Origin of the sequence: Heyndrickxia sp. FSL W8-0496 (assembly GCF_038007825.1) — a bacterium.
GTDB classification, from domain to species: Bacteria; Bacillota; Bacilli; order Bacillales; family Bacillaceae_C; genus Heyndrickxia; species Heyndrickxia oleronia.
The window spans coordinates 2,397,717-2,417,699 of record NZ_JBBOXX010000001.1; the positions used below are offsets into that span (position 1 = coordinate 2,397,717).

Here is a 19,983-nt window from a genome sequence, read left to right on the forward strand (position 1 = left end):
GTCCATTTTACTATATTCGATTAGCTAATCCGTGTTGTTCTTACATTGAAGCGTTACCATCTAATTAGATTTGATAAGAATCATACACGATACGATCCAAGATGGTATCAGCGATTTGCGCATGGCCAGTTTACAATGTCAACCTTTAGATGCAAATAGTGAGCAGTAGAATGTAGAATTTCGTTTTAGTTGAGCTTCAACTTTCTCAGAATATATCAGTGGTTTGATCGAAAATGGATATGGACAAGTAAAGTTGGAATCTGTGGATAATATTGTAAGCCTCTAAAAAAGGCAAAGAAAAGATACATAGCGTGGAGGACTGTTAGCTCTGGAAAATCTAGAAGGACCTAACAGCCCGATAAGCCAACTCCTGTTAGTCAATGTTTTCCTCATTAGAAACACTTCATTAAAGTGATATATATTTATCTCTTTAATGAATGGTTGTAAATGAAAAGACAGCCCTACAGACTGTCTTAATAAAAAAATATTTAGGACTGTATTTTGTCTCGAAATATCCACAAATTCCTATGCACCCTTTTTTAACCAAAGAGAAATACGTCTTTATTGAATAACCGGTGTGTTTACTAAGATTACTTATTTAAAGATTTGGTGCTACTTTCATTTTCACTAGTTTTAGGAAGAAGGAGGATTTGGTTATAAATGTGAATAATGGCATTTGCAATGGGTTCTAAAAATGGTTTCAGTTTAAAAACAATTAAACTAATAGCTAACGAAACGATGAAACTCCCTAAGATATCAAATGGATAATGATGCCCCACATAAATACGCGAAAATCCTGTTAAAATAGCAAACAAGAGCATACTAACACCAATTTTGCGATGAACAAAAAGAACCGCTAGTGCTAATGAAAATGCGCCGGTTGCATGGTCACTTGGAAATGAAGAGTCGGCTGCATGGTCTAATAATAAATGAACTTTATGTGTGACAAACGGACGTGGCTCAGAGTATATGTGACCAATTATAAAATTAATCATTAATCCAAGTACACCAGTAATCGTTGCGTAAACAACGGTTTTTTTATAATGATCCTTTCCAAAAAACCAAATGAGAAGTAAAACAATAGCATAGACCATTAATGCATATTTAGACACTCCAGCCATCAATCCATCTAAAAAGGGATGATAACCAGCAAATTGATTAATCGATTTAAATATATTGTAATTCATTTCAGGCTCCTTATGCTTTGCTATATTTATTATTAAGTTACAAACAATGTAGCAAATATTTTATTCTAATCTAATCCCACACCTGCTTTCTTGTTTAGGTTGATGATCCTTTAAAAGTACTTTTGCCCTAAGTGGGTATCTTAACTATATAAAAGAAACCTGAACAGGCTATGAAAAAAACATTAATAAATGATTAAAAAGCAAAAATTAACCGTGTGTAATGTTACATTAAAATAAAAGCAGTAAATACAGGGGGAATAGTTTGTGAAAACACATATTTTAGTAGTAGAGGATGAAGTTCAAATTGCTCGTGTTTTAAAAATGGAACTTGAGTATGAAGGATATATAGTGACGGTCGAACATAACGGGAAGAGTGGACTGGAAACGGCCTTACATACTGAAGTGGACTTAATCTTATTGGATATAATGCTACCTAAATTAAGTGGAATCGAGGTGTTAAGGAGATTAAGAAAAGAAAACAAAGATATTCCTGTTATTCTTCTAACTGCCCGCAATACTACTTTTGATAAGGTAGCCGGGCTGGATCAAGGAGCTAATGATTATGTGACAAAACCATTTGAGATTGAAGAATTATTAGCAAGAATTCGTTCCAGCCTTCGTCATTATTCGAAAAATGGACTCAAAGGTGATGACTCCATACTTTCTGTAGGGGATTTAGTGATTGACACTGATACAAGAGAAGTGACAAGGGCAGGTACTTCCATCATCTTAACCCCAAAAGAATATGACTTGCTGATATATTTAATTTCAAACAAAAATAAAGTGGTTACCAGAGAAAACATTCTTCTCAATGTATGGGGCTACGACTATGAGGGAGAAACGAATGTGATTGATGTGTACATTCGTCACTTGAGGAAAAAAATAGAAGATGGTTTCACTACTCCTTTCATCACCACTGTTAGAGGCATTGGCTATACCATAAAGGAGAACTCAGATGAGGATCACATTAAAAATTAATCTTTTAACCACTGTTTGGATGCTCCTGATCCTTATGTTGATAAATATTGTCGTGTTTGTTTTATTTATGAGATCGACCGTCAATATGGAAAAAGATATGATGTTCCAAAAAGCAGCGGACATTATAAAGTATATCCAGTCAGACATTACATCTGATCGTATCGAGAATGAATTAAAGGATCATTTAACCGAACATTCATATATTCGAATTCTGCAGCCAAGGGATCGAATCCTATATGAAGTAACTAATGAAGAACCACTAGTCAAAAAAATAAAAGGGAAATATGTGAGTAAACAGAAATCTGAAAGACGGTTAATCAGGATAAAGAAAAAGGAGAAGCAGGTTTTAATCGTCCGTGTCCCAATGAAAGAAGGACATCATATAATAGGAAGTCTGGAGATTGGTGAAGAACTAGTTGGCTTGGAATCAAGGAAAGATATCCTTCTGTGGATTCTTGGGGTCAGCACGGTATTAGCGGTTATTTTATCATTACTTAGCGGCAGATGGTTATCGAATATTATTATGAGGCCAATTTCCAATATGATTAATACGATGGAAGATATTGAACGAAGCGGTGTTCCGAAAAAGATTGTTATTCACAACGGTACAAAGGATGAACTTCAAACTTTAGCCAATACGTTTAACCGGATGATTGACAGATTGGAGGAAAATTTTGAAAAGCAATCCCAGTTTGTTTCAGATGCATCCCATGAGTTGAAGACTCCCTTGACCGTTATTAAGAGTTATGCCAATTTGTTAAGACGGCATGGGTTGAAAGATAAAAAAATGGTAGAGGAAGCAATTCAAGCCATTCACTTAGAGGCAACAAGAATTCAAAAAATGACGGAAACCTTTCTAGATGTAGCTTCATTAGAAAAAGAAATTGAATTAGAAATGAGTGTAGTTAATCTTGTTTCGTTGTGCCAAACTATTTTTAAAGAAATTAAATATGCATATAAAAGAGAGATTACACTGCATTTTGAGGAATCACCAATCCTTATTACGGCGGATGAATTAAAGGTCAAACAAGTCATCATTATTTTACTTGATAATGCCATTAAATATAGTAGTAATAAAATTGAGGTTTTTTTAGAAAAAAATGATGAAAACGTCATTGTTCGTGTGAAAGACGTTGGTATTGGTATTCCGCAGGAAGAAATTAAGAAAATCTTTGAACGATTTTACCGAGTGGACAAAGCAAGGAGTCGGGAAACAGGAGGTTCTGGTTTAGGACTGCATATTGCCAAAAGGATTATGAAGTTGCACAAAGGTGAAATCAATATTAAAAGTAAAGAAGGGGTGGGAACCGAAGTAGAATTGATTATACCAGATCGCTTGGAATTAGATTGAGTACATATATCATTAAAAATATTGATCAAACTATGTGCTTGGTAAAGCAGATATGGGTATCGGTCTTATTCCGAATGCAAATTTTTTTATATAATTTGATGATTATTGTTCAGATAAGCAAGGCACCTATTTAAAATAGATGCCTTTTTCCTTAGGATATGTTAAATTTTAATGTTGGTTTGTGATCATAAGAAAACCGCCTTAGTGAAATAAGAAGGTGCCCTAAAATGCCCAGGAATGTAACACAGTTTGATTTATTAATATCATGTCCTTGTGATGTTAAAGAAAAAATTAGAAAAAATCAAAGAAACTGTCGAAAAATTTAATCCAATGTTTGGTGCAGCTAACAATTGTTCAATCATGCTGTAGCCGTATTTTGGACAAGATTTGGCACTCCAACTGATAATATTGGATCCGGGATTTTGTTCCCGAAAAAGGAAATTTTGTTGAGATGGAAATACTAAATGACAAATTGGGTAGGGACTTTAATAATTGAGATTTGTTGATGATATGGCGGGTGCTATATTTGATATTTTTAAATATATTATAAGGTCGATTAGCTATTTACTTGTAGAGATGATAATTGTCGCTATTCCAATGTATAACTAGTTTGGGTATTTGGTTTATTTCAGTAATCATACCATTTAAATTGGTATTTATAGCGAAGTATTGCTCTTCTTTAACTATAGGATTAAGCAGGAAAACAAAAGTAACTTCTTGAATATTGGATTGATGCAGGTATTGGGGGAATGTAAATGTTATCTGATTTAGAATTGATGGTACAACATGTAAATGTACTATTTAGACACGATATTGAAAATAGAATGACTGTAGTTAATGAACTACCATACGATGTTGCCCCACGAATTTTTATTGGTGCCACCAGATTGGGAAAATTAGTAAGGTTTTCAAAGTCGTTGGATGTTAGCCTTGTAAATAAGTTAGAACAGGTTATAGGATCAAGTCCTAGTACACTTCTAGGAGAAGTAATACAGATTTTAAGCATAGACCGTATAGTAAATAATATATGGATTGGCCCAGCGTATGTGTTTCCAGATGTTAGGTTCATGACTTGTACAAAAGCGATTAAGGTAACTAATAAAAACAAAGAAATTTTAAAGCCTCATTTCCCATATACATTTGAGGATTTTGAGAATAAACAACCTTGTTTTGTAATAATCGAAAATAACATACCTGTTTCAATTTGTTGTAGTGCAAGGCAGACCTCAAAAGCAGCTGAAGCAAGTGTATTTACACATGAAAATTACCGAGGAAGAGCATATGGTTTAGATGTTACAAATGCATGGGCTTCAGAGGTACAAAAACAAGGAAGATCCGCTCTATATAGCACTTCTTGGGACAATTTCGCTTCTCAAACCTTGGCTAGGAAACTACAATTGATTCAGTATAGCAATGACATTCATATGAGTTGATTAATCGAAGAACTCCCTCATTAACGATCCTTAAATTACACCTTTTAAATGTAATGATAGTCAATTATTCTTATATGAAGAACAAACTAAAAGCGATGTTGTGACAACTGCAAAGTATCTTTTGGTAAGTTCAGAAAAAAATTAATAGAGCACTACCAAACAGAAATGAGTATACAAGATGAAACTCTTACAATATCAGAAAAGGATTTTCTTACTAATACTGAAAATGTCCAAACTATTAATCTTAATGAAATGAAGTAAGATCTTAATGATCTTGAACCAACTCCAATGGTTATGAATAAATGGGTCAATGCCAAAGCAAGTATGGGATAATTTAAATATAGCATTGGTGGAGGCAAGGCAAGACATTCAACAAATAAAAAAAGTATCCAAGTACAATAAGTATTTTGATGATTTTACTGACAGTGTAGACAATATGAAAAGTATAGAAAAATAATAATTTAAGAGATGTTATAGGTTTAGGATTAATTGAAGCAGCTATTAAAATGGGAAAAGTTTTTTTAGCAATATTCCAAAAATGTAATTAAGAAGGTTTGGAAAGGGTCTACCAATTGCACTTGTAAAATATATGTATAATTATGATACAGCTGTAACAGCAATAAATAAAAATACCTGGAAGATATTACAAGTGGTAAATAAAAGAAAAGTTGTGGTGAATATAAAAAAAAGATATTAAGGGGATTTATACTTCTAGTTATGTTAGCAGGGGTTTGCTATTCTATTTGGCAGATAATTGTAAGAATCCAGAATAATTTTGTTGGAATAGGTACAATAGTTCCTATATTAATAGTATCTGTATTTGGAATATACATGTTTTTTCCAAAGAAAGGGCAGAAAAAGAACTAATCTATAATCTTTCTAAGAAGAGTATTTATGCATAGAAAGATTTAAAGATCATAGTTATTTGTTTTAATCAATCGAGTAATAGGGGTTATTAATACAGGAGTTAAACAAGAACGAATGAGGTAAAACTTAATATCTTGTTTTTAAAATAATAAAACTTTATTTTGGAAATATTATCATATTACTTCGAAGGATGAAGGAAATACTCTAAATGTGCCCGAATAATAAAGATGTTTAAAAATATTAAAGTCATTTAAAATCAACTCTAACGATTTCCTCATTTACATATTCAAACAGTTTGCATTCATCTTCTTCCTCATGTTTAGTTTTGATATGTTTTGACGCCTCAATAATATTCGCAATTACATCGGTTAAAAAGTGTTTAACTACATTGTCATTGTTTTTTTAACAACACTGAAATGCCCAAAATCCTGTGTCTTTATTAAATTGACGTTCAAAACCATCTATAGCTTGTTCGTTCGGATACTCGTCAATTTCCCAACGTGTCAGCATATATGCTGATATTCTTGATGGTATTTGCTCTGACCTCTTTGATTTTGCATAGTTAGACAAAATTTACAAAGCAACAAACTATATGAAAACAACCTTTTAAGATTTACCAGTCCACAATAACAAATTACCGATAATTTTATTCTATTCTTTAATATTTAAAACAGTAATCTTTTCACGATATGTGAAAAAATCAGGGCTGATTTACATGGGGAAAAAAAGATAATTCTGTAGTCCTATTTTTAGGTAGTTGATAAGCAAGTAGATGACTGTTCCATTTTAATGTTTGGTTGTTAATATGTTATCTTCCAAAACAGAAGATGGATCACCATAATTTTTGACAATATGAGTTTCTCCCCAAGAACATAAAGAGTCTAAAATATCATTTAAGCTCTTGCCATATTCACTAAGCTCATATTCCACTTTTGGGGGAACTTCATTATAAATGATCCGGTTAATAATTCCATCCTGTTCTAATTCACGTAATTGTTGAGTTAACATTTTCTGTGTGATAGCAGGCATAAGACGTTTTAATTCGCATGTTCGTTTCTTCCCATGTTTTAAATGACAAAGGATTACACACTTCCATTTCCCACCTATAACCTCAAGTGTAGCTTCAACTGAAATATTATACTTTTTCGTAGACATACTTTACCTCCTAATTAATATTTATAGGAACTAAAAAGTACCTATATTACTTTTTAGTTCCTATATAACTTTAAAGTAAGTACCTGCTACAGTGGAACACACTCCTTATCATACATCTTGCGGACATTTTCTACCAGACTTTTTGGTGTTTATGCACTTCCAATTTTCGGGTTGCATTGTACGTTATGGAAATTAGAAAATAAAATAAAACAGCCGATTCCTCTATTGTTAAGGAATCAGCTGCTTTATTTGTCTTACAATCAATATCTGGATATTTCCCCCTGTAAAAAATTATCTGGATGAATGGGGTAACCAATCATACTTAATCGTTATCTCTAAATAAAAAGAGTCACTAATCAAACTAATTAATCCTCAGAGGACATAAGGTCCGAATCCATTCACTAAAGATGTTCATTCAACACGCTATCTTCTAAAACAGAAAATTTATCTCCATAAACTTTCGTTAAATGATTTTCACCCCATGTGCATAGTGAATTCAGGATACCTTCTAAGCTTCGTCCATACTCACTAAGCTCGTATTCTACTTTGGGTGGAACTTGATTGTACACAATTCGATTGATGACTCCATCTTCTTCAAGTTCACGTAGCTGTTGGGTAAGCATTTTTTGAGTGATATTTGGCATGAGGCGCTTTAATTCACTTGTTCGTTTTTTTCCATGAGTTAGATGGCAGAGAATCACACATTTCCACTTTCCACCGATGACTTCTAATGTCGCTTCAACAGAAATATTGTATTTCTTTTTTTGCATGTTTGTTTCCTCCTTATAGGTACTAAAAAGCATCTATATTACTCTTAAGTTTCTAAATAACTTTATAGTGCGTACTTTTCTTTAGGATTGATATATCCCATAATAACATTTGCCCGCCGATTCATACTATACTTTCTTTCAAAATTTATTATTTGCTGAAATGATAGTTTCCATTTATGACTATCATCAAGATTAAAATATGGAATACATTTGCTCTAGATACAAAGATAAGTTGGTAAACTAGATTAGAAAATTAACATCTAATTATACTCATCCACCTTTGGTTAAAGTCCTAACTATATTCGTGAAATGATTCCGGGAAACAGGGCGATAAAGACTCCCTTTCAAAAAGTCGTGCATTTTAAGAACGCACGCATTAGAATGAAAAATTCAAATCGATATTTTTTGAAATGAAAAACAAAAATAAAAGTAATTAGGCAGTGACTTTATGGATAAATCACATAAAAGATAAGAAGTTGGGTTAGGTGGTAGATTGAAAACAGTATTTAACAGTTGACTAATTTAACTGTAAAGTTTAAAGTTACAGTAGGTCGATGGAAATAAATTGTGAGAGATAAAACTTATCTGATCATGTAGATACAGTAATATTAATAAAAAATGAATAGGTCAGCTAAGATTAAATAAACATTGCCGATTAGATAACATTATGTGTTTTTGTTTTTAAACTGTAATTTTTTTTGATACATTTCAACATCCCAATTTGATTCTGTCTGGCATACATTCGACAAAAATATTAAAGGAGTGTGTAAAAATATGGTGATGCTATATACTACACCAAGCTGTGGTTCATGCCGGAAAGCAAAAGCGTGGCTCGAGGAACATCATATTGATTATATTGAAAGAAATATAATATCAAGGTCCATTACAGTTGATGAGCTTAAATCAATCCTTCGTTTAACTGAAGATGGAGTTACTGAAATTATTTCAACTAAATCCAAAACTTTTCAGGAATTAAATATAAATATAGATGAGCTATCGCTTAATGAACTTTACAATCAAATAATCAAGCACCCTCAAATGTTACGTAGGCCCATTATTTTAGACGAAAAAAGATTACAGGTTGGCTATAATGAGGAAGAAATTCGCAAATTCTTGCCACGTACGATTCGAACATTTTTAAACTTAGAGTTACAAAAATTAGCTGATTTATAAGTAATTTTTTTGAAAGGAGGAGGCAGCAGATGATTGAAGTGTGTGTAACTGTTAATTATAAAAATAGAAATTATCAAACAAATGTCATTGTAAGTAAAGATACGATATGGGAAAAAATTAGACAGTTGGCAGAAGAACAAGTTAAGAAACAATGGAATCTTTAAAACTTTGAATGAAAATAAAGGAGCTTATTTCTTCAGCGTTAAAAATTATTCATATATCAAAACGTTTGACAAACTAATCTGTAATATTTATCATTACAGTATATTCGTGGTGATAAAAAATTATTTTTCAATGTAAAAAATGATTAGCCATTTATATCTTAGGAGGAAAAAAATGAACAGTGATTTTACACTTGCCATTCATAGTTTAACTTTTCTAGCTTTACAGCCAGACCGGATGTCAACCAGTAATGCTATTTCAGAAAGTGCAGGTGTCCACCCGGTACGCATTCGCAAAGTGTTAAGTTTGTTAAAAAAACACAGGTTTATTCGATCAAAAGAGGGCACTGGTGGCGGGTTTATTTTTCCTTTGGAATTAAGTGAAGTTAATTTATGGCACATTTATAAGATAACCTCAGAAGGCGCTTTACAACCTAAGTGTCCTGAATCAAATAATCAGTGTATTGTAGGTTCCAATATGCAAAAAGTCCTTTTTACGATTTTCTTAGGTGCTGAAGAACATCTGGGTGAATATTTAAAGAACTACACAATGAAGGAAGTTGTGGATCTTATCAATCAAGAACGATAAGCGGTTTGATTGTATATAGCCGTCAAGTTCTTAAACACTTAAATGTAATAAAAAATATTACAGTATATTCAACTCAGTAAATCTTGTTCGCTGTAATTAAGGAATGAGAAATTATTCAAATGTTTATTCATATAATTTAACGCGTTTAAGTACAAAAAAATCATTTTTAAGAAGGTGAAGAAGTATGATGTCAAATAGTAATCCCCATTTAAAAGTAGGAGATTGGGTTCGAGGAAAATCAATAGAGGGTGAATTAATACTAGGTTACATTGAAGCAATTGAAAGAGTAGTTGAAGTAGTTGTTGTTAAATCTGATAACAAAGACACTATAGGTAAAACAATTTCTCTTTTAAGTAAACACGTTAAAAAACTCCCTGATTCAAAGATAATAAACAAAGAACAAGTCCTTTATCTTATCGAATTAGCATTATTAACAGGGGATGAAGAATGGTTTATGGAGCTTTCTTCAAAATTAAAATCGATGAAACAGTTAGTTGATGGAGTAATTTAATGATTACATTAAATATAATCTCTTTCAGTATTTTTTAACTAAAATCAATCGTATGGTTTTAATTTTGTCTGCACTTGAATTGGTTTTGAAAGAATTCTATTAAATCAAGGGAAGTTGAATATCGCATTAACACAAGTTTAGAGCTTAAGTTAAGAGGTAGGATACCATTATAACAGTGTTTTTTTATAATATTATTTAGTGTGAAAATATGCTGGATAGCCTAAAAAGGTCTATCCTGTTTTTTATATCAAATAATATTGTTTATTTCACATAATCTCTAAAACACTAAGGGAACATTCTGTACTTAAAAGTACCTAATACCATCTAGGTGCTTTTTATTTTAGGCTCTTTTCTCAAAGACTGTTGCCATTTAAGTAAATTATAACTATTAAATCTCGACTAAGGATTGCTACACGTATCATTTTACTGAGAAAGAGCTGCAATCTCCATAAGAACAGCTAAAATTCTTTATTGCCGGCAGTTGGGCTTTTACAATAGCAACAAACTATACGAAAACAGCCTTATTTTATGATTATCTTGATATGCGTGCGTTACAACGAGTAATGCCTTCGGCAGTAAAACAGGGTATGGATATTGTCGTTGGTGGTCCATATAGCTCAGGTGTTCTTGCAGGAGGTACTCACTTCGAATATCAAAAAGCGTCACCAGAAATTATGGCAAAAGTTCAAAAAATCAAAAGTATTGCTGATCGTCACAACATCAGTATCAAGGCTGCGGCTTTACAATTTTCATTGGCTAATCCGGCGGTTGCTGCTGTCATTCCTGGTGCTAGTCGACCTGAGAGAATTGTAGAAGACAAAGCTGCATTAAACACAGAGATTCCAGCAGCATTCTGGGAAGAAATGCGCGAACAAAAACTAGTAGCACCTCATGCACCACTACCAATCGACGTTAAATAAATGATAAGGAGAGTAATAAACATGGCACACACAACAACATCGATAAAAATTTCTGCTTCACCTGAACAAGTATGGCAATTAATCGGGGGCTTTGACTCACTTCCAGACTGGTTACCCTATATCCCAAGCAGTAAAGTAAGCGAAGGTGGACGCGTACGTCAATTGGCAAACCCAGATGGGGATACGATTATTGAGCGCTTGGAAGTATTCAATCATAAGGAACGTAATTACACTTATTCAATAATGCAAGCACCATTTCCGGTAACTGATTATTTATCTACCATCCACGTTAAAGAAGATACTGACGGAAAATCTTCGTTGGTAGAGTGGTCTGGCAGTTTCACTCCTGTAGGAGTGAGTGATGAAGAAGCCATTAATCTGTTCCATGGAATCTACAAAGATGGCCTGGAAGCATTGCAACAAGCATTTCTAGATTAATCCGTATAGAACGAAAAAGGTCAACTGATTCGAAGTGACCTCCATAAATTAGTCGAATAGACTTTTATTTTAACAAATCTAGAAATACCTAAGCAGCCAAGGCTTTTTCAAAAGAGCCTTGGCTGTTTGTTAAATTCAAAATAGAAACAGGACTCTTATTGTAAAAATTAGTTAATCTATCAAGTATCTGATTTGGGGAAAAAATAAAAAATGAATTACAAACATGATCTAAAAATCCATTAGCATTAGGAGGAAACGAACGATGGACCATTTCACAAAACAATATATTAATGGCAATTGGAAACTAGGTTCAAGCGAAAAAAACATTGAAAACATCAATCCTTACACAGGACAAAAAATTGTAACGATACAATCAGCGAATAAAAAAGACCTAGATGAAGCCTTTCAAGCAGCTAAAGTAGCACAACCTAAATGGGCTGATATGACAGTAGCTGAAAAGCAAGGACATTTTCAAAAACTTGTCGATGTAATGATGGAAGAGAAAGATGGGATTGTCGATTGGCTGATAAAAGAATCAGGAAGTACTCACTTAAAGGCCACAATTGAATTTGATTCCGCATTAGGGGTTGTGAAGGAATCAATGTCTTTCCCAACTAGAATGGCCGGTAGCATCCTTCCTTCCATTTTCCCGAATAAAGAAAATCGAGTATATCGTATTCCTAAAGGGGTTATCGGGGTTATCGGTCCTTGGAATTTTCCTTTCCATTTAACGATGCGTTCGGTTGCACCAGCATTAGCCACAGGAAACAGTGTTGTGATTAAACCAGCTTCAGATACACCTGTAACATCCGGACTCATTTTTGGAATGCTATTTGAAAAGGCAGGTTTCCCGAAAGGTCTTGTGAATGTTGTAGTTGGAAAAGGGAGTGAAATTGGAGATGAATTTGTTATTCATCCAATTCCAAAACTCATTTCTTTCACTGGTTCAACAGAAGTAGGTAGACGTATTGGCGAAAATGCAGGTAAGAATTTAAAAGACGTTGCACTTGAACTGGGCGGAAATAACGTGATGATTGTTTTAAAGGATGCCAATATAGAACGGGCCGCAAAAGCAGCTGTCTTTGGTAAGTTTCTTCATCAAGGTCAAATTTGTATGGCATTAAATCGAATTATTGTGGATCAGGAGATTCATGATGACTTTGTTAACGAATTTACAAAATTGGTCAGTCAATTAAAATATGGCGATCCGTCTGATCAGTCAACATTTGTAGGTCCGGTTATCAATAAAGAACAAATCTTAAGAATTCAAAAAGACTTGAATGAAAGCATAGAACAAGGTGCAGAGCTCATATACGGAGGAAAAGTCGAAGGATGCTTGATGCAACCGACTGTTTTAAAAAATGTAACGAATGATATGCCAATTGCTCAAAATGAAATCTTTGGTCCAGTCGCTGCGATTATAAAAGCAGAAAATGAAAAGGAGGCCGTAGAATTTGCCAATGATTCGCAATACGGCTTAAGTGGTTCTATTTTCACAGAAGACCGTCATCACGGGGCTGAGTTAGCTATGAAAATTGAAACAGGTATGATCCATATAAATGATCAATCTGTAAACGATGAAGCTCACGTTCCATTTGGTGGAGAAAAAGATTCTGGAATAGGTCGTTTTAACGGAGAATGGGCGATGGAGAAATTCACAACAGTAAAATGGATAGGGGTACAAAGCGGATATCGCGAATATCCAATATTTTAACCTTTATGAATATTCAAGGGATTTTAGGTTGTAAGTATATGTTTGCAGCTTAGAAATTTACATTAATATTATGAAAGTATAGTGATTCTTAAACTATTTAACAAAAGAGCTGCAATAACTGAGAATCAATAATTGCAGCTCTTTCACATTTATCAATATTCATGTATTTTGGTTAACCATTGGTTTCATCAGAATCGAGTTTTATAAAAAAATACAGAAAGACTTACATAACATACTGATTATGGCTCGAAAGATATAAGTGAATACCTCCAAAATCATGTCCGATCAAAAAGAGTAAAAATAGCTTAATCTCAATGGTTGTTTATATGATAATGCCTGTAAGTAATCGAACTTGGATATGACAGGTTCACAGTTTTGCCAAAGAACAATAAAAAGTTAACCTTTACTGTGGATATAGATTATACTTCAAATAAGATTACAGATACCTATAATCAAGGATTAAAAACATATAGAGAAGAGAAAAAGCTAAACAAAGAAATCTCTTCTCAAATACATAATTTAGGTTTTAAGGATGAATTTAGTAACTATATAGACTTACAATTTGTTGCTGGTGGAGAAAATAAATTTATAATACTTTTATATTTATCAACTGAATAACCTATACAATTCAATCCATTTAAAGAAGAAAAACAATACTTTCAATTATTGGAAGTTCTTAAAAGAGGAGAAGATTAATAAATGGGTAAAACAGTTACTTTTTCATTTAATAGTACTAAGTATGAAGGTACAGAGGCGACAGAGACATTCACCTTTGAAAAATTAGGTATTAATGAGGGTATGGACGATAAAGCATTGCAAAAAGGTATAGATGAAATTTTGCATGCTTGGGTATGGGATAATCTTAATATTTCTTATAGTATTGTTATAAACGAGGATACAAGTAGATAGTACATAAAATATTCTGTAATAATAGAGAAACTTCTATTAAGAGCTGCATTCTATAGGAAGTCAACAGAACAGAAAAATTTTTAATTATGGTCAACGAAATGAAAATTTACATTATGAAGTTTTCTTTCTTTTAAAAATATTTGCTATTGGACATATAAACCTATTGATTTACCAATTATAAAATGGTAAAATTTTCTTACAATTACTGAAGGGAGTGAGATGAAGCAATGACTAATTTAATGAAGATAACCTTGGAAATTATATTTATTGCCTCTCACTCATGCGGATTAAATAAATTGAGTTTATGAACGATTGTTAAAAAGAGCATGATAGTAGAAATAATTGGCTTTGTAAAAGAACGGAATATACAGCCACAGGGTTATTTTATATACCCTGTGGCTTTTTTTATTATCTATTTTCGTATGTAAATAAAGGATCTTTAAATATAATTTCCAGTTATTTTCGCAAAATTTATAACTGGAGGCAATTTTTAATGGAACTACATTCACAAGGTTGGAATGCTACTTTTGAGGAATGCTTTAAATCTTTTAAACAAAAAGGTCTTAAATCAGGTAGGATTATATCCAAAAACAAGGACAATTTTTTAATTATAGTTGAAGGGAATACACTTACAGCTAACATAACAGGTAAATTTAGGTTTAAGGCTCAATTCAATAAAGATTTCCCGGCAGTTGGAGATTGGGTCGTGTATGAAATGAAAGAAAATGATAATCAAGCTCTCATTCATGCTATTTTGCCAAGAGAGAATGCTTATGTAAGGAAGCTTCCTATCTCTGGAGGGAGAAAATTTAAAAAGGGTATGATTGAAGGGGGAAAAACAGAGGAACAAGTAATCGCTTCAAACATTAATACAGCATTTATTGTTATTGGATTAGATAATAATTTTGAAATTCGTCGAGTAGAAAGATTTTTGACTTTGGTATATAACAGTGGAATAGAACCAGTAATTATACTAAACAAAGTAGACTTATGTTCAAATGTTGAAGAATATATAAACCAAATTAAAGAAGTAGCAGATAAGGTTCCCGTTTATTCTGTAAGTGCTGAAAAAAATGTAAATATGGATGTTTTCTTTAAATACTTAACATGTGGAAAGACAGTTATTTTTCTTGGATCTTCAGGAGTTGGAAAATCAACAATAACTAACTTTTTAGTAGGTGATGGAAAACGAAAAACACAGTCCATTAGTAAGTCTACGGGGAAAGGAAAACATACAACAATTAATAGTGAACTTATTTTCCTTCAAACAGGCGGCATAATTATTGATACTCCCGGGGTAAGAGAATTGCAACTTTGGGGAGATGAAGAGGTTCTTGAACAAAGTTTTGAGGAAATCAAACAATTGAGTTACGATTGTAAATTTAACAATTGTCAACACCGGGAAGAACCGGGCTGTGCCATACAAAAAGCAATAAATGATAAAAGGTTAAGTCAAAGCAGATTAAATAGTTATAAAAAACAGTTAGCAGAATTGCAAAGATTAAATACTAGGAGAAGAGATTTCAAGAAAAAATTAAACAAAAAATGATGCTATACAATAAAAAGAACAATAGGAGTTGTATGCTAATGTTGAAATTAAAATATCTTTTTAACAATGTGGATTTAGCAGAAATGTTGTTGAGAAATTGGGAATATGATAAACAGTCTCTTGATATGTTTAAATATTACAGAATATCTTCAAATGCTATTTATCCATTTCAAGCCAAAGGTAAGACACAACTTTTAAGATTCGCTCCAAAAACAGAAAAATACGAAGAAAATATTTTAGCAGAACTGGATTTTATTTCTTACCTTCGTTCCAAGCAATATGGAGTTTTAGAAACGGTTGAATCAAAAAATGGTGAGGAGCTTGTCGAAATACAAACTCCATGGGGCGATTACTTTGCTACCGTATTTAAACGTGTTGCAGGTGTGCAGATCAACAAAACTGATTTAAGTGATAAAGTTATTTTCAGTTATGGAAAAGCATTAGGAAAACTCCATCAGTTATCTAGTGTGTATAAACCCTCTAGTAACAAGCGGTGGTCATATAAAGACGTGTTAAATTGGATTCATACGATTCTAGTTGATTTTCCAGATGAAAAATTGGCTATACAGGAAACTATGTTATTACAAGATTATTTTGACTCAATTCCTATGACAAATAACAATTTTGGACTGATTCATTATGATTTTGAGTATGATAATGTGTTTTATAATGAAAAGTCGAAATCTTGTAATATTATTGATTTTGACGATGCTATGTATCACTGGTTTGTGATGGATATCGAGCAATCACTTGATAGTTTGCAAGATTGTATCCCACCAGAGATGATTCAGCAGAAAAAACAATGCTTTTTGAACGGCTATCGGACAGAATTTGAGATTTCAGAGGATATGATGTTAATAATACCAGCATGTAGGCGGTTTGCTAATTTATATGGGTATGTACGTGTATTAAGATCAGTAGAAGAAAAATGGAACAATGAGCCAGAATGGTTAGTAAGTTTGAGAGAAAACTTAACAGAGGCTATGAACAATGATTCGTTGTATTTTGGAACGAAAATAAACTATTAATCTATGGTAACACCATATAAAAGAGAGGATTGAACAATTCACTCTTTTATAGTTGTGATAGCCCAAAATGCCAGATTTCCTTATATTTTTAGAGAAATCTGGCTTTAAAAATGAGTGCGCTCTTATCGTTGTAAATCCAATAGATGAAGTATTTTGGGTAGATAAGGAGGAGGAATAAAAATGGAAAAAATTACAGATGAACGTTTAATATTACAAAATCTAAAAAACATCCGTATTGCATATTTCATACAAACTATTGGTATTCTTGGGATTTTAGGAAATGACTTAGTGACAAAAGGCGTAGAAGGAATGAGAGAGAATCCCTTATGGCTTGTTTTTTTGATAACCACAGTTATTTCCGCATATTTATCAATGAGTATTAGTGCAGATCATGAAAGTAATAAAATTAGCCCACAAAAAAGTCTGCGTTTTTCATTGGTTGTACTTATTTTAATTTCAATTGCTATTAGATTCTTCGTTTCACTCACTGATGGCTTTACTTTAATCAATGGTGTAATTATGGGTGTAATACTATTTATTTGCGGTCTTATTCTAATAGTTTATATCTATAATCTGCGAACAAAACGACAAGATGATGAATAAAACGAATATAATTCCAATTTTACTTCAAGAGTTAAAACTTATATAGTAAGTGGCAGAATGAAATTTAGTTCATAAGAATCAAGGTATGTCTAACAATATAATGGTATGATAAATAAGTGATTTATAGCATTAATTAAGAGAAGAGTGAAAATAGTGAGAATAGGTTTTTTTGATTCTGGAATAGGTGGAATTACTGTCCTTCATCAAGCATTGAGGTTTTTACCGAATGAAGATTATATATTTTATGCAGATACCTTACACGTTCCATATGGTGAAAAACCAAAAGAAGAAGTAAGAGAATATATTTTTAATGCCGTTGACTTTATGGCTAATCAAGGTATCAAAGCATTAGTCATTGCTTGTAATACTGCAACTAGTATTGCAGTGGATGACCTTCGTCAAAAGTATGATTTTCCAATTTTGGGTATAGAACCAGCTGTAAAACCAGCTGTTGAAAACTGTGAGGGAAAACGAAAAAAGGTACTAGTGTTGGCAACTAGTTTGACTCTCAGAGAGGAAAAGTTTCATAACCTTGTGAAAAGGATTGACCATCATGATATTGTTGAAAGTCTACCTCTTCCTGGTCTTGTAGAATTCGCTGAGAATTTTGAATTTAAGGAAGAAAAAGTTGTACCATATTTAAAAGAACAACTATCCTCGTTTGATTTAAAGCAATTTGGAACGGTTGTTCTTGGTTGTACCCATTTCCCATATTTTGAAAATAGTATAAAGAAAATATTTCCTAAAGATGTGGACATTATTTCTGGAAGTATTGGAACTGCAAAGAACTTAAAACGAGTTCTTGAGGCAAACAATCAAATGAATGATGGTACAGGAGATATTAAATTTTTTAAATCTGGATATGAAGTTGAGGATAAGGAAACTTTATCTGCTTATAATGAGTTGTTGGTATTGTTAGACAGGATGAGTTCTATAACAACGCTTGTTTAAATCAAATAAGATTAAACTGTTTCGATATCTTATTTAGAAATAAGTTTGTGAATTTTGTACTTAAACAAACGGTTGCGTTAATCGAGATGACTCCCCCCAAAATGTTAGATTCGTTCTACTATTTAGGGTGGAGTTCAGAAAGATTAACGCTTTTTAAGTTGAATTTTTTAGACTGATGGTGTTGTGAAAAAATGCAATTAAACAGAATTTTATTATTATTGATTTTTTAAGTGCAATACTTTATATTTAAATTACTATATAAGGAGGGTTATAAAAATGCCAGCTTCAATAAGACTACGTTTCCGTGCTTTGAACAAGTAATTTAATATGTTCAAAGGCTCTGTTACCAAATACAGAGTAAACGGGAGTAGTCTGCCCATTTTTATAACCTTCATCGGATTAGAATATATCTTTCCAGAAGTTAGGCAGACTTAGTCTGCCTTCTTTTTATATTAATAGGAAGGTTTATTTCAGCATTCACACATTCTCTTCAATTTAAAAAGGGTTCATCTTTTGGGTACCTACCGTTTACTTTTTTAGACACAGACGCCACGTCTGTGTCTTTTTTTGGTAATTAAGATCGTTATTAACAAGTGAAGGGAACGATTTTTAATGACAAAAAAATCCAATAAACATAAATATAGAAATTTCAACAATGGGGAGCCGCCTAATTTTAATGGGCAACATCTCATACACAATAAAAAATTATTAACTGATATTGTTAAGACAGCTAAAATATCCAATAAACATCTTGTTTTAGAGCTAGGGGCAGGGAAAGGAGCATTAACGACTGTTTTGAATGAGAAAGCCAGAAAAGTATGGGCAATCGAGTATGATTCAAGGTTTATAAAAAAATTAGAATCATTAGGGTTGCAAAATACAATAGTGATTCAAAAGGACATATTGAAAATAAAGTTACCTCGTGAGCCGTTTGTAGTTGTTTCTAATATTCCATTTGCCATTACAACTGATATTATGAAAATGCTTCTAAATGATCCTAAGAATAGTATTCAAAGCGCGGTAATTATTATGGAAAAAGGAGCAGCCAAACGATTTACATCTAAATCCGTTAAAGATTGGTATGTGATGGCATGGAGAATGTGGTTTGACATAAGAATCGAAAGGGGAATTTCTAAAGATCATTTTTCTCCACCACCAAGAGTTGATACAGCAATGGTTTCGATTGTGAGAAAGAAGGAATCGTTAATTTCTTATAAATATGTGAAAACGTTGCACTCGCTATTAGCGTACGGATTAAAATATTCAACTGTGCCTGTTAATGATTTCTTAAGAAGTATTTTTACAGCACCGCAAGCGAAAAAAGTTAGGGCTGCAATTAAAGTTGCGCCAGAGAACACCGTAAAAAGTCTTAATGAAGAACATTGGGCAATAATATGTAATACAATGGTCCATTATGTACCTCCTCATTTTTGGCCGAAAAAATAAGGTATTTAAAATTAGTTGGCTTTTCAAATAAGGTTCCTTTCTCAAACATTGTTGCTATTTAAGTAAATTTTTAATAAATAACTCTCGGCTGAAGACTGTTACACCTTTTATTTCACTAAGAAAAGAGCTACAAACTTATCGCTTAAAAGTTGGCAGTTGGGCTATTACAAATGCAACAAACTATACGAAGACAGCCTTAATTAAAATTTAGAACTTAAATATTGTTGACTTTGATTTAAGCCAAGAAGAT

General features: G+C 32.5%; 19 protein-coding genes and 1 pseudogene. 17 read left to right on the plus strand and 3 right to left on the minus strand.

The genetic code is table 11. The features are described from left to right. Window positions 1-590 precede the first annotated feature (590 nt). Window positions 591-1,187 (minus strand): undecaprenyl-diphosphatase, encoded by a 597-nt coding sequence (locus NST63_RS12100; RefSeq protein WP_341042243.1) that lies wholly within the window; start codon window positions 1,185-1,187, stop codon window positions 591-593. 264 nt (window positions 1,188-1,451) lie between these two features. On the opposite strand from NST63_RS12100, the gene NST63_RS12105 reads away from it, so the two are divergent. The 3 genes from NST63_RS12105 to NST63_RS12115 all read left to right on the plus strand — a co-directional run bounded on the left by NST63_RS12105 (window position 1,452) and on the right by NST63_RS12115 (window position 4,949). Then, the gene (locus NST63_RS12105; RefSeq protein WP_341042244.1) at window positions 1,452-2,165 is read left to right on the plus strand and encodes a response regulator transcription factor; all 714 of its coding nucleotides are present in this window, start codon (window positions 1,452-1,454) and stop codon (window positions 2,163-2,165) included. Next, complete coding sequence (locus NST63_RS12110; protein WP_341042245.1) at window positions 2,143-3,516, plus strand: sensor histidine kinase; 1,374 nt, start codon at window positions 2,143-2,145, stop codon at window positions 3,514-3,516. The genes NST63_RS12105 and NST63_RS12110 overlap by 23 nt, the downstream gene beginning before the upstream one ends. A gap of 755 nt (window positions 3,517-4,271) precedes the next feature. Further along, a complete protein-coding gene (locus NST63_RS12115; protein ID WP_341042247.1) occupies window positions 4,272-4,949 on the plus strand; it encodes a GNAT family N-acetyltransferase in 678 nt (225 codons plus the stop codon). 1,653 nt (window positions 4,950-6,602) lie between these two features. Here the strand turns inward: NST63_RS12115 and NST63_RS12120 are convergent. Then, a complete protein-coding gene (locus NST63_RS12120; RefSeq protein ID WP_341042249.1) occupies window positions 6,603-6,971 on the minus strand; it encodes a winged helix-turn-helix transcriptional regulator in 369 nt (122 codons plus the stop codon). Window positions 6,972-7,372: 401 nt separating this feature from the next. Then, complete coding sequence (locus tag NST63_RS12125; RefSeq protein ID WP_212945314.1) at window positions 7,373-7,741, minus strand: winged helix-turn-helix transcriptional regulator; 369 nt, start codon at window positions 7,739-7,741, stop codon at window positions 7,373-7,375. A gap of 774 nt (window positions 7,742-8,515) precedes the next feature. Here NST63_RS12125 and spxA point away from each other — a divergent pair. The 14 genes and pseudogenes from spxA (at window position 8,516) to erm (ending at window position 19,733) form a co-directional block, all read left to right on the plus strand. After that, window positions 8,516-8,914: a transcriptional regulator SpxA gene (gene spxA, locus NST63_RS12130; protein ID WP_341042250.1), complete on the plus strand. Its 399-nt coding sequence runs from the start codon at window positions 8,516-8,518 to the stop codon at window positions 8,912-8,914. A 29-nt stretch (window positions 8,915-8,943) separates the two neighbouring features. Then, window positions 8,944-9,078, plus strand: a complete 135-nt coding sequence (locus NST63_RS12135; protein ID WP_280615444.1) for a BA3454 family stress response protein — start codon at window positions 8,944-8,946, stop codon at window positions 9,076-9,078. A 172-nt stretch (window positions 9,079-9,250) separates the two neighbouring features. Further along, window positions 9,251-9,664, plus strand: coding sequence for an RrF2 family transcriptional regulator (locus NST63_RS12140; protein ID WP_058005431.1), 414 nt, complete (start codon window positions 9,251-9,253; stop codon window positions 9,662-9,664). 184 nt (window positions 9,665-9,848) lie between these two features. Continuing rightward, a complete protein-coding gene (locus NST63_RS12145) occupies window positions 9,849-10,175 on the plus strand; it encodes an IDEAL domain-containing protein (RefSeq protein ID WP_341042253.1) in 327 nt (108 codons plus the stop codon). A 527-nt stretch (window positions 10,176-10,702) separates the two neighbouring features. After that, window positions 10,703-11,095 (plus strand): annotated as a pseudogene (locus NST63_RS12150) (aldo/keto reductase); the annotation flags it as partial. Between the two features lie 21 nt (window positions 11,096-11,116). Then, entirely contained in the window at window positions 11,117-11,533 is a 417-nt protein-coding gene (locus NST63_RS12155; RefSeq protein WP_212945318.1) for an SRPBCC family protein, read from the plus strand. Between the two features lie 262 nt (window positions 11,534-11,795). Next, window positions 11,796-13,247: an aldehyde dehydrogenase family protein gene (locus NST63_RS12160; RefSeq protein WP_212945319.1), complete on the plus strand. Its 1,452-nt coding sequence runs from the start codon at window positions 11,796-11,798 to the stop codon at window positions 13,245-13,247. Window positions 13,248-13,622: 375 nt separating this feature from the next. After that, complete coding sequence (locus NST63_RS12165) at window positions 13,623-13,865, plus strand: hypothetical protein (protein ID WP_212945320.1); 243 nt, start codon at window positions 13,623-13,625, stop codon at window positions 13,863-13,865. 81 nt (window positions 13,866-13,946) lie between these two features. Beyond that, complete coding sequence (locus NST63_RS12170; protein WP_212945321.1) at window positions 13,947-14,156, plus strand: hypothetical protein; 210 nt, start codon at window positions 13,947-13,949, stop codon at window positions 14,154-14,156. 493 nt (window positions 14,157-14,649) lie between these two features. Beyond that, complete coding sequence (rsgA, locus tag NST63_RS12175; protein ID WP_341042256.1) at window positions 14,650-15,705, plus strand: ribosome small subunit-dependent GTPase A; 1,056 nt, start codon at window positions 14,650-14,652, stop codon at window positions 15,703-15,705. Between the two features lie 38 nt (window positions 15,706-15,743). Beyond that, on the plus strand, window positions 15,744-16,733 hold the full coding sequence (locus NST63_RS12180) for a phosphotransferase enzyme family protein (protein WP_212945323.1): 990 nt from the start codon (window positions 15,744-15,746) through the stop codon (window positions 16,731-16,733). Window positions 16,734-16,913: 180 nt separating this feature from the next. Further along, complete coding sequence (locus tag NST63_RS12185; RefSeq protein ID WP_341042258.1) at window positions 16,914-17,336, plus strand: hypothetical protein; 423 nt, start codon at window positions 16,914-16,916, stop codon at window positions 17,334-17,336. A 153-nt stretch (window positions 17,337-17,489) separates the two neighbouring features. Beyond that, entirely contained in the window at window positions 17,490-18,287 is a 798-nt protein-coding gene (gene murI / locus NST63_RS12190) for a glutamate racemase (RefSeq protein ID WP_341042260.1), read from the plus strand. 612 nt (window positions 18,288-18,899) lie between these two features. Next, complete coding sequence (gene erm, locus NST63_RS12195) at window positions 18,900-19,733, plus strand: 23S ribosomal RNA methyltransferase Erm (protein ID WP_341042261.1); 834 nt, start codon at window positions 18,900-18,902, stop codon at window positions 19,731-19,733. Window positions 19,734-19,983 lie beyond the last annotated feature (250 nt).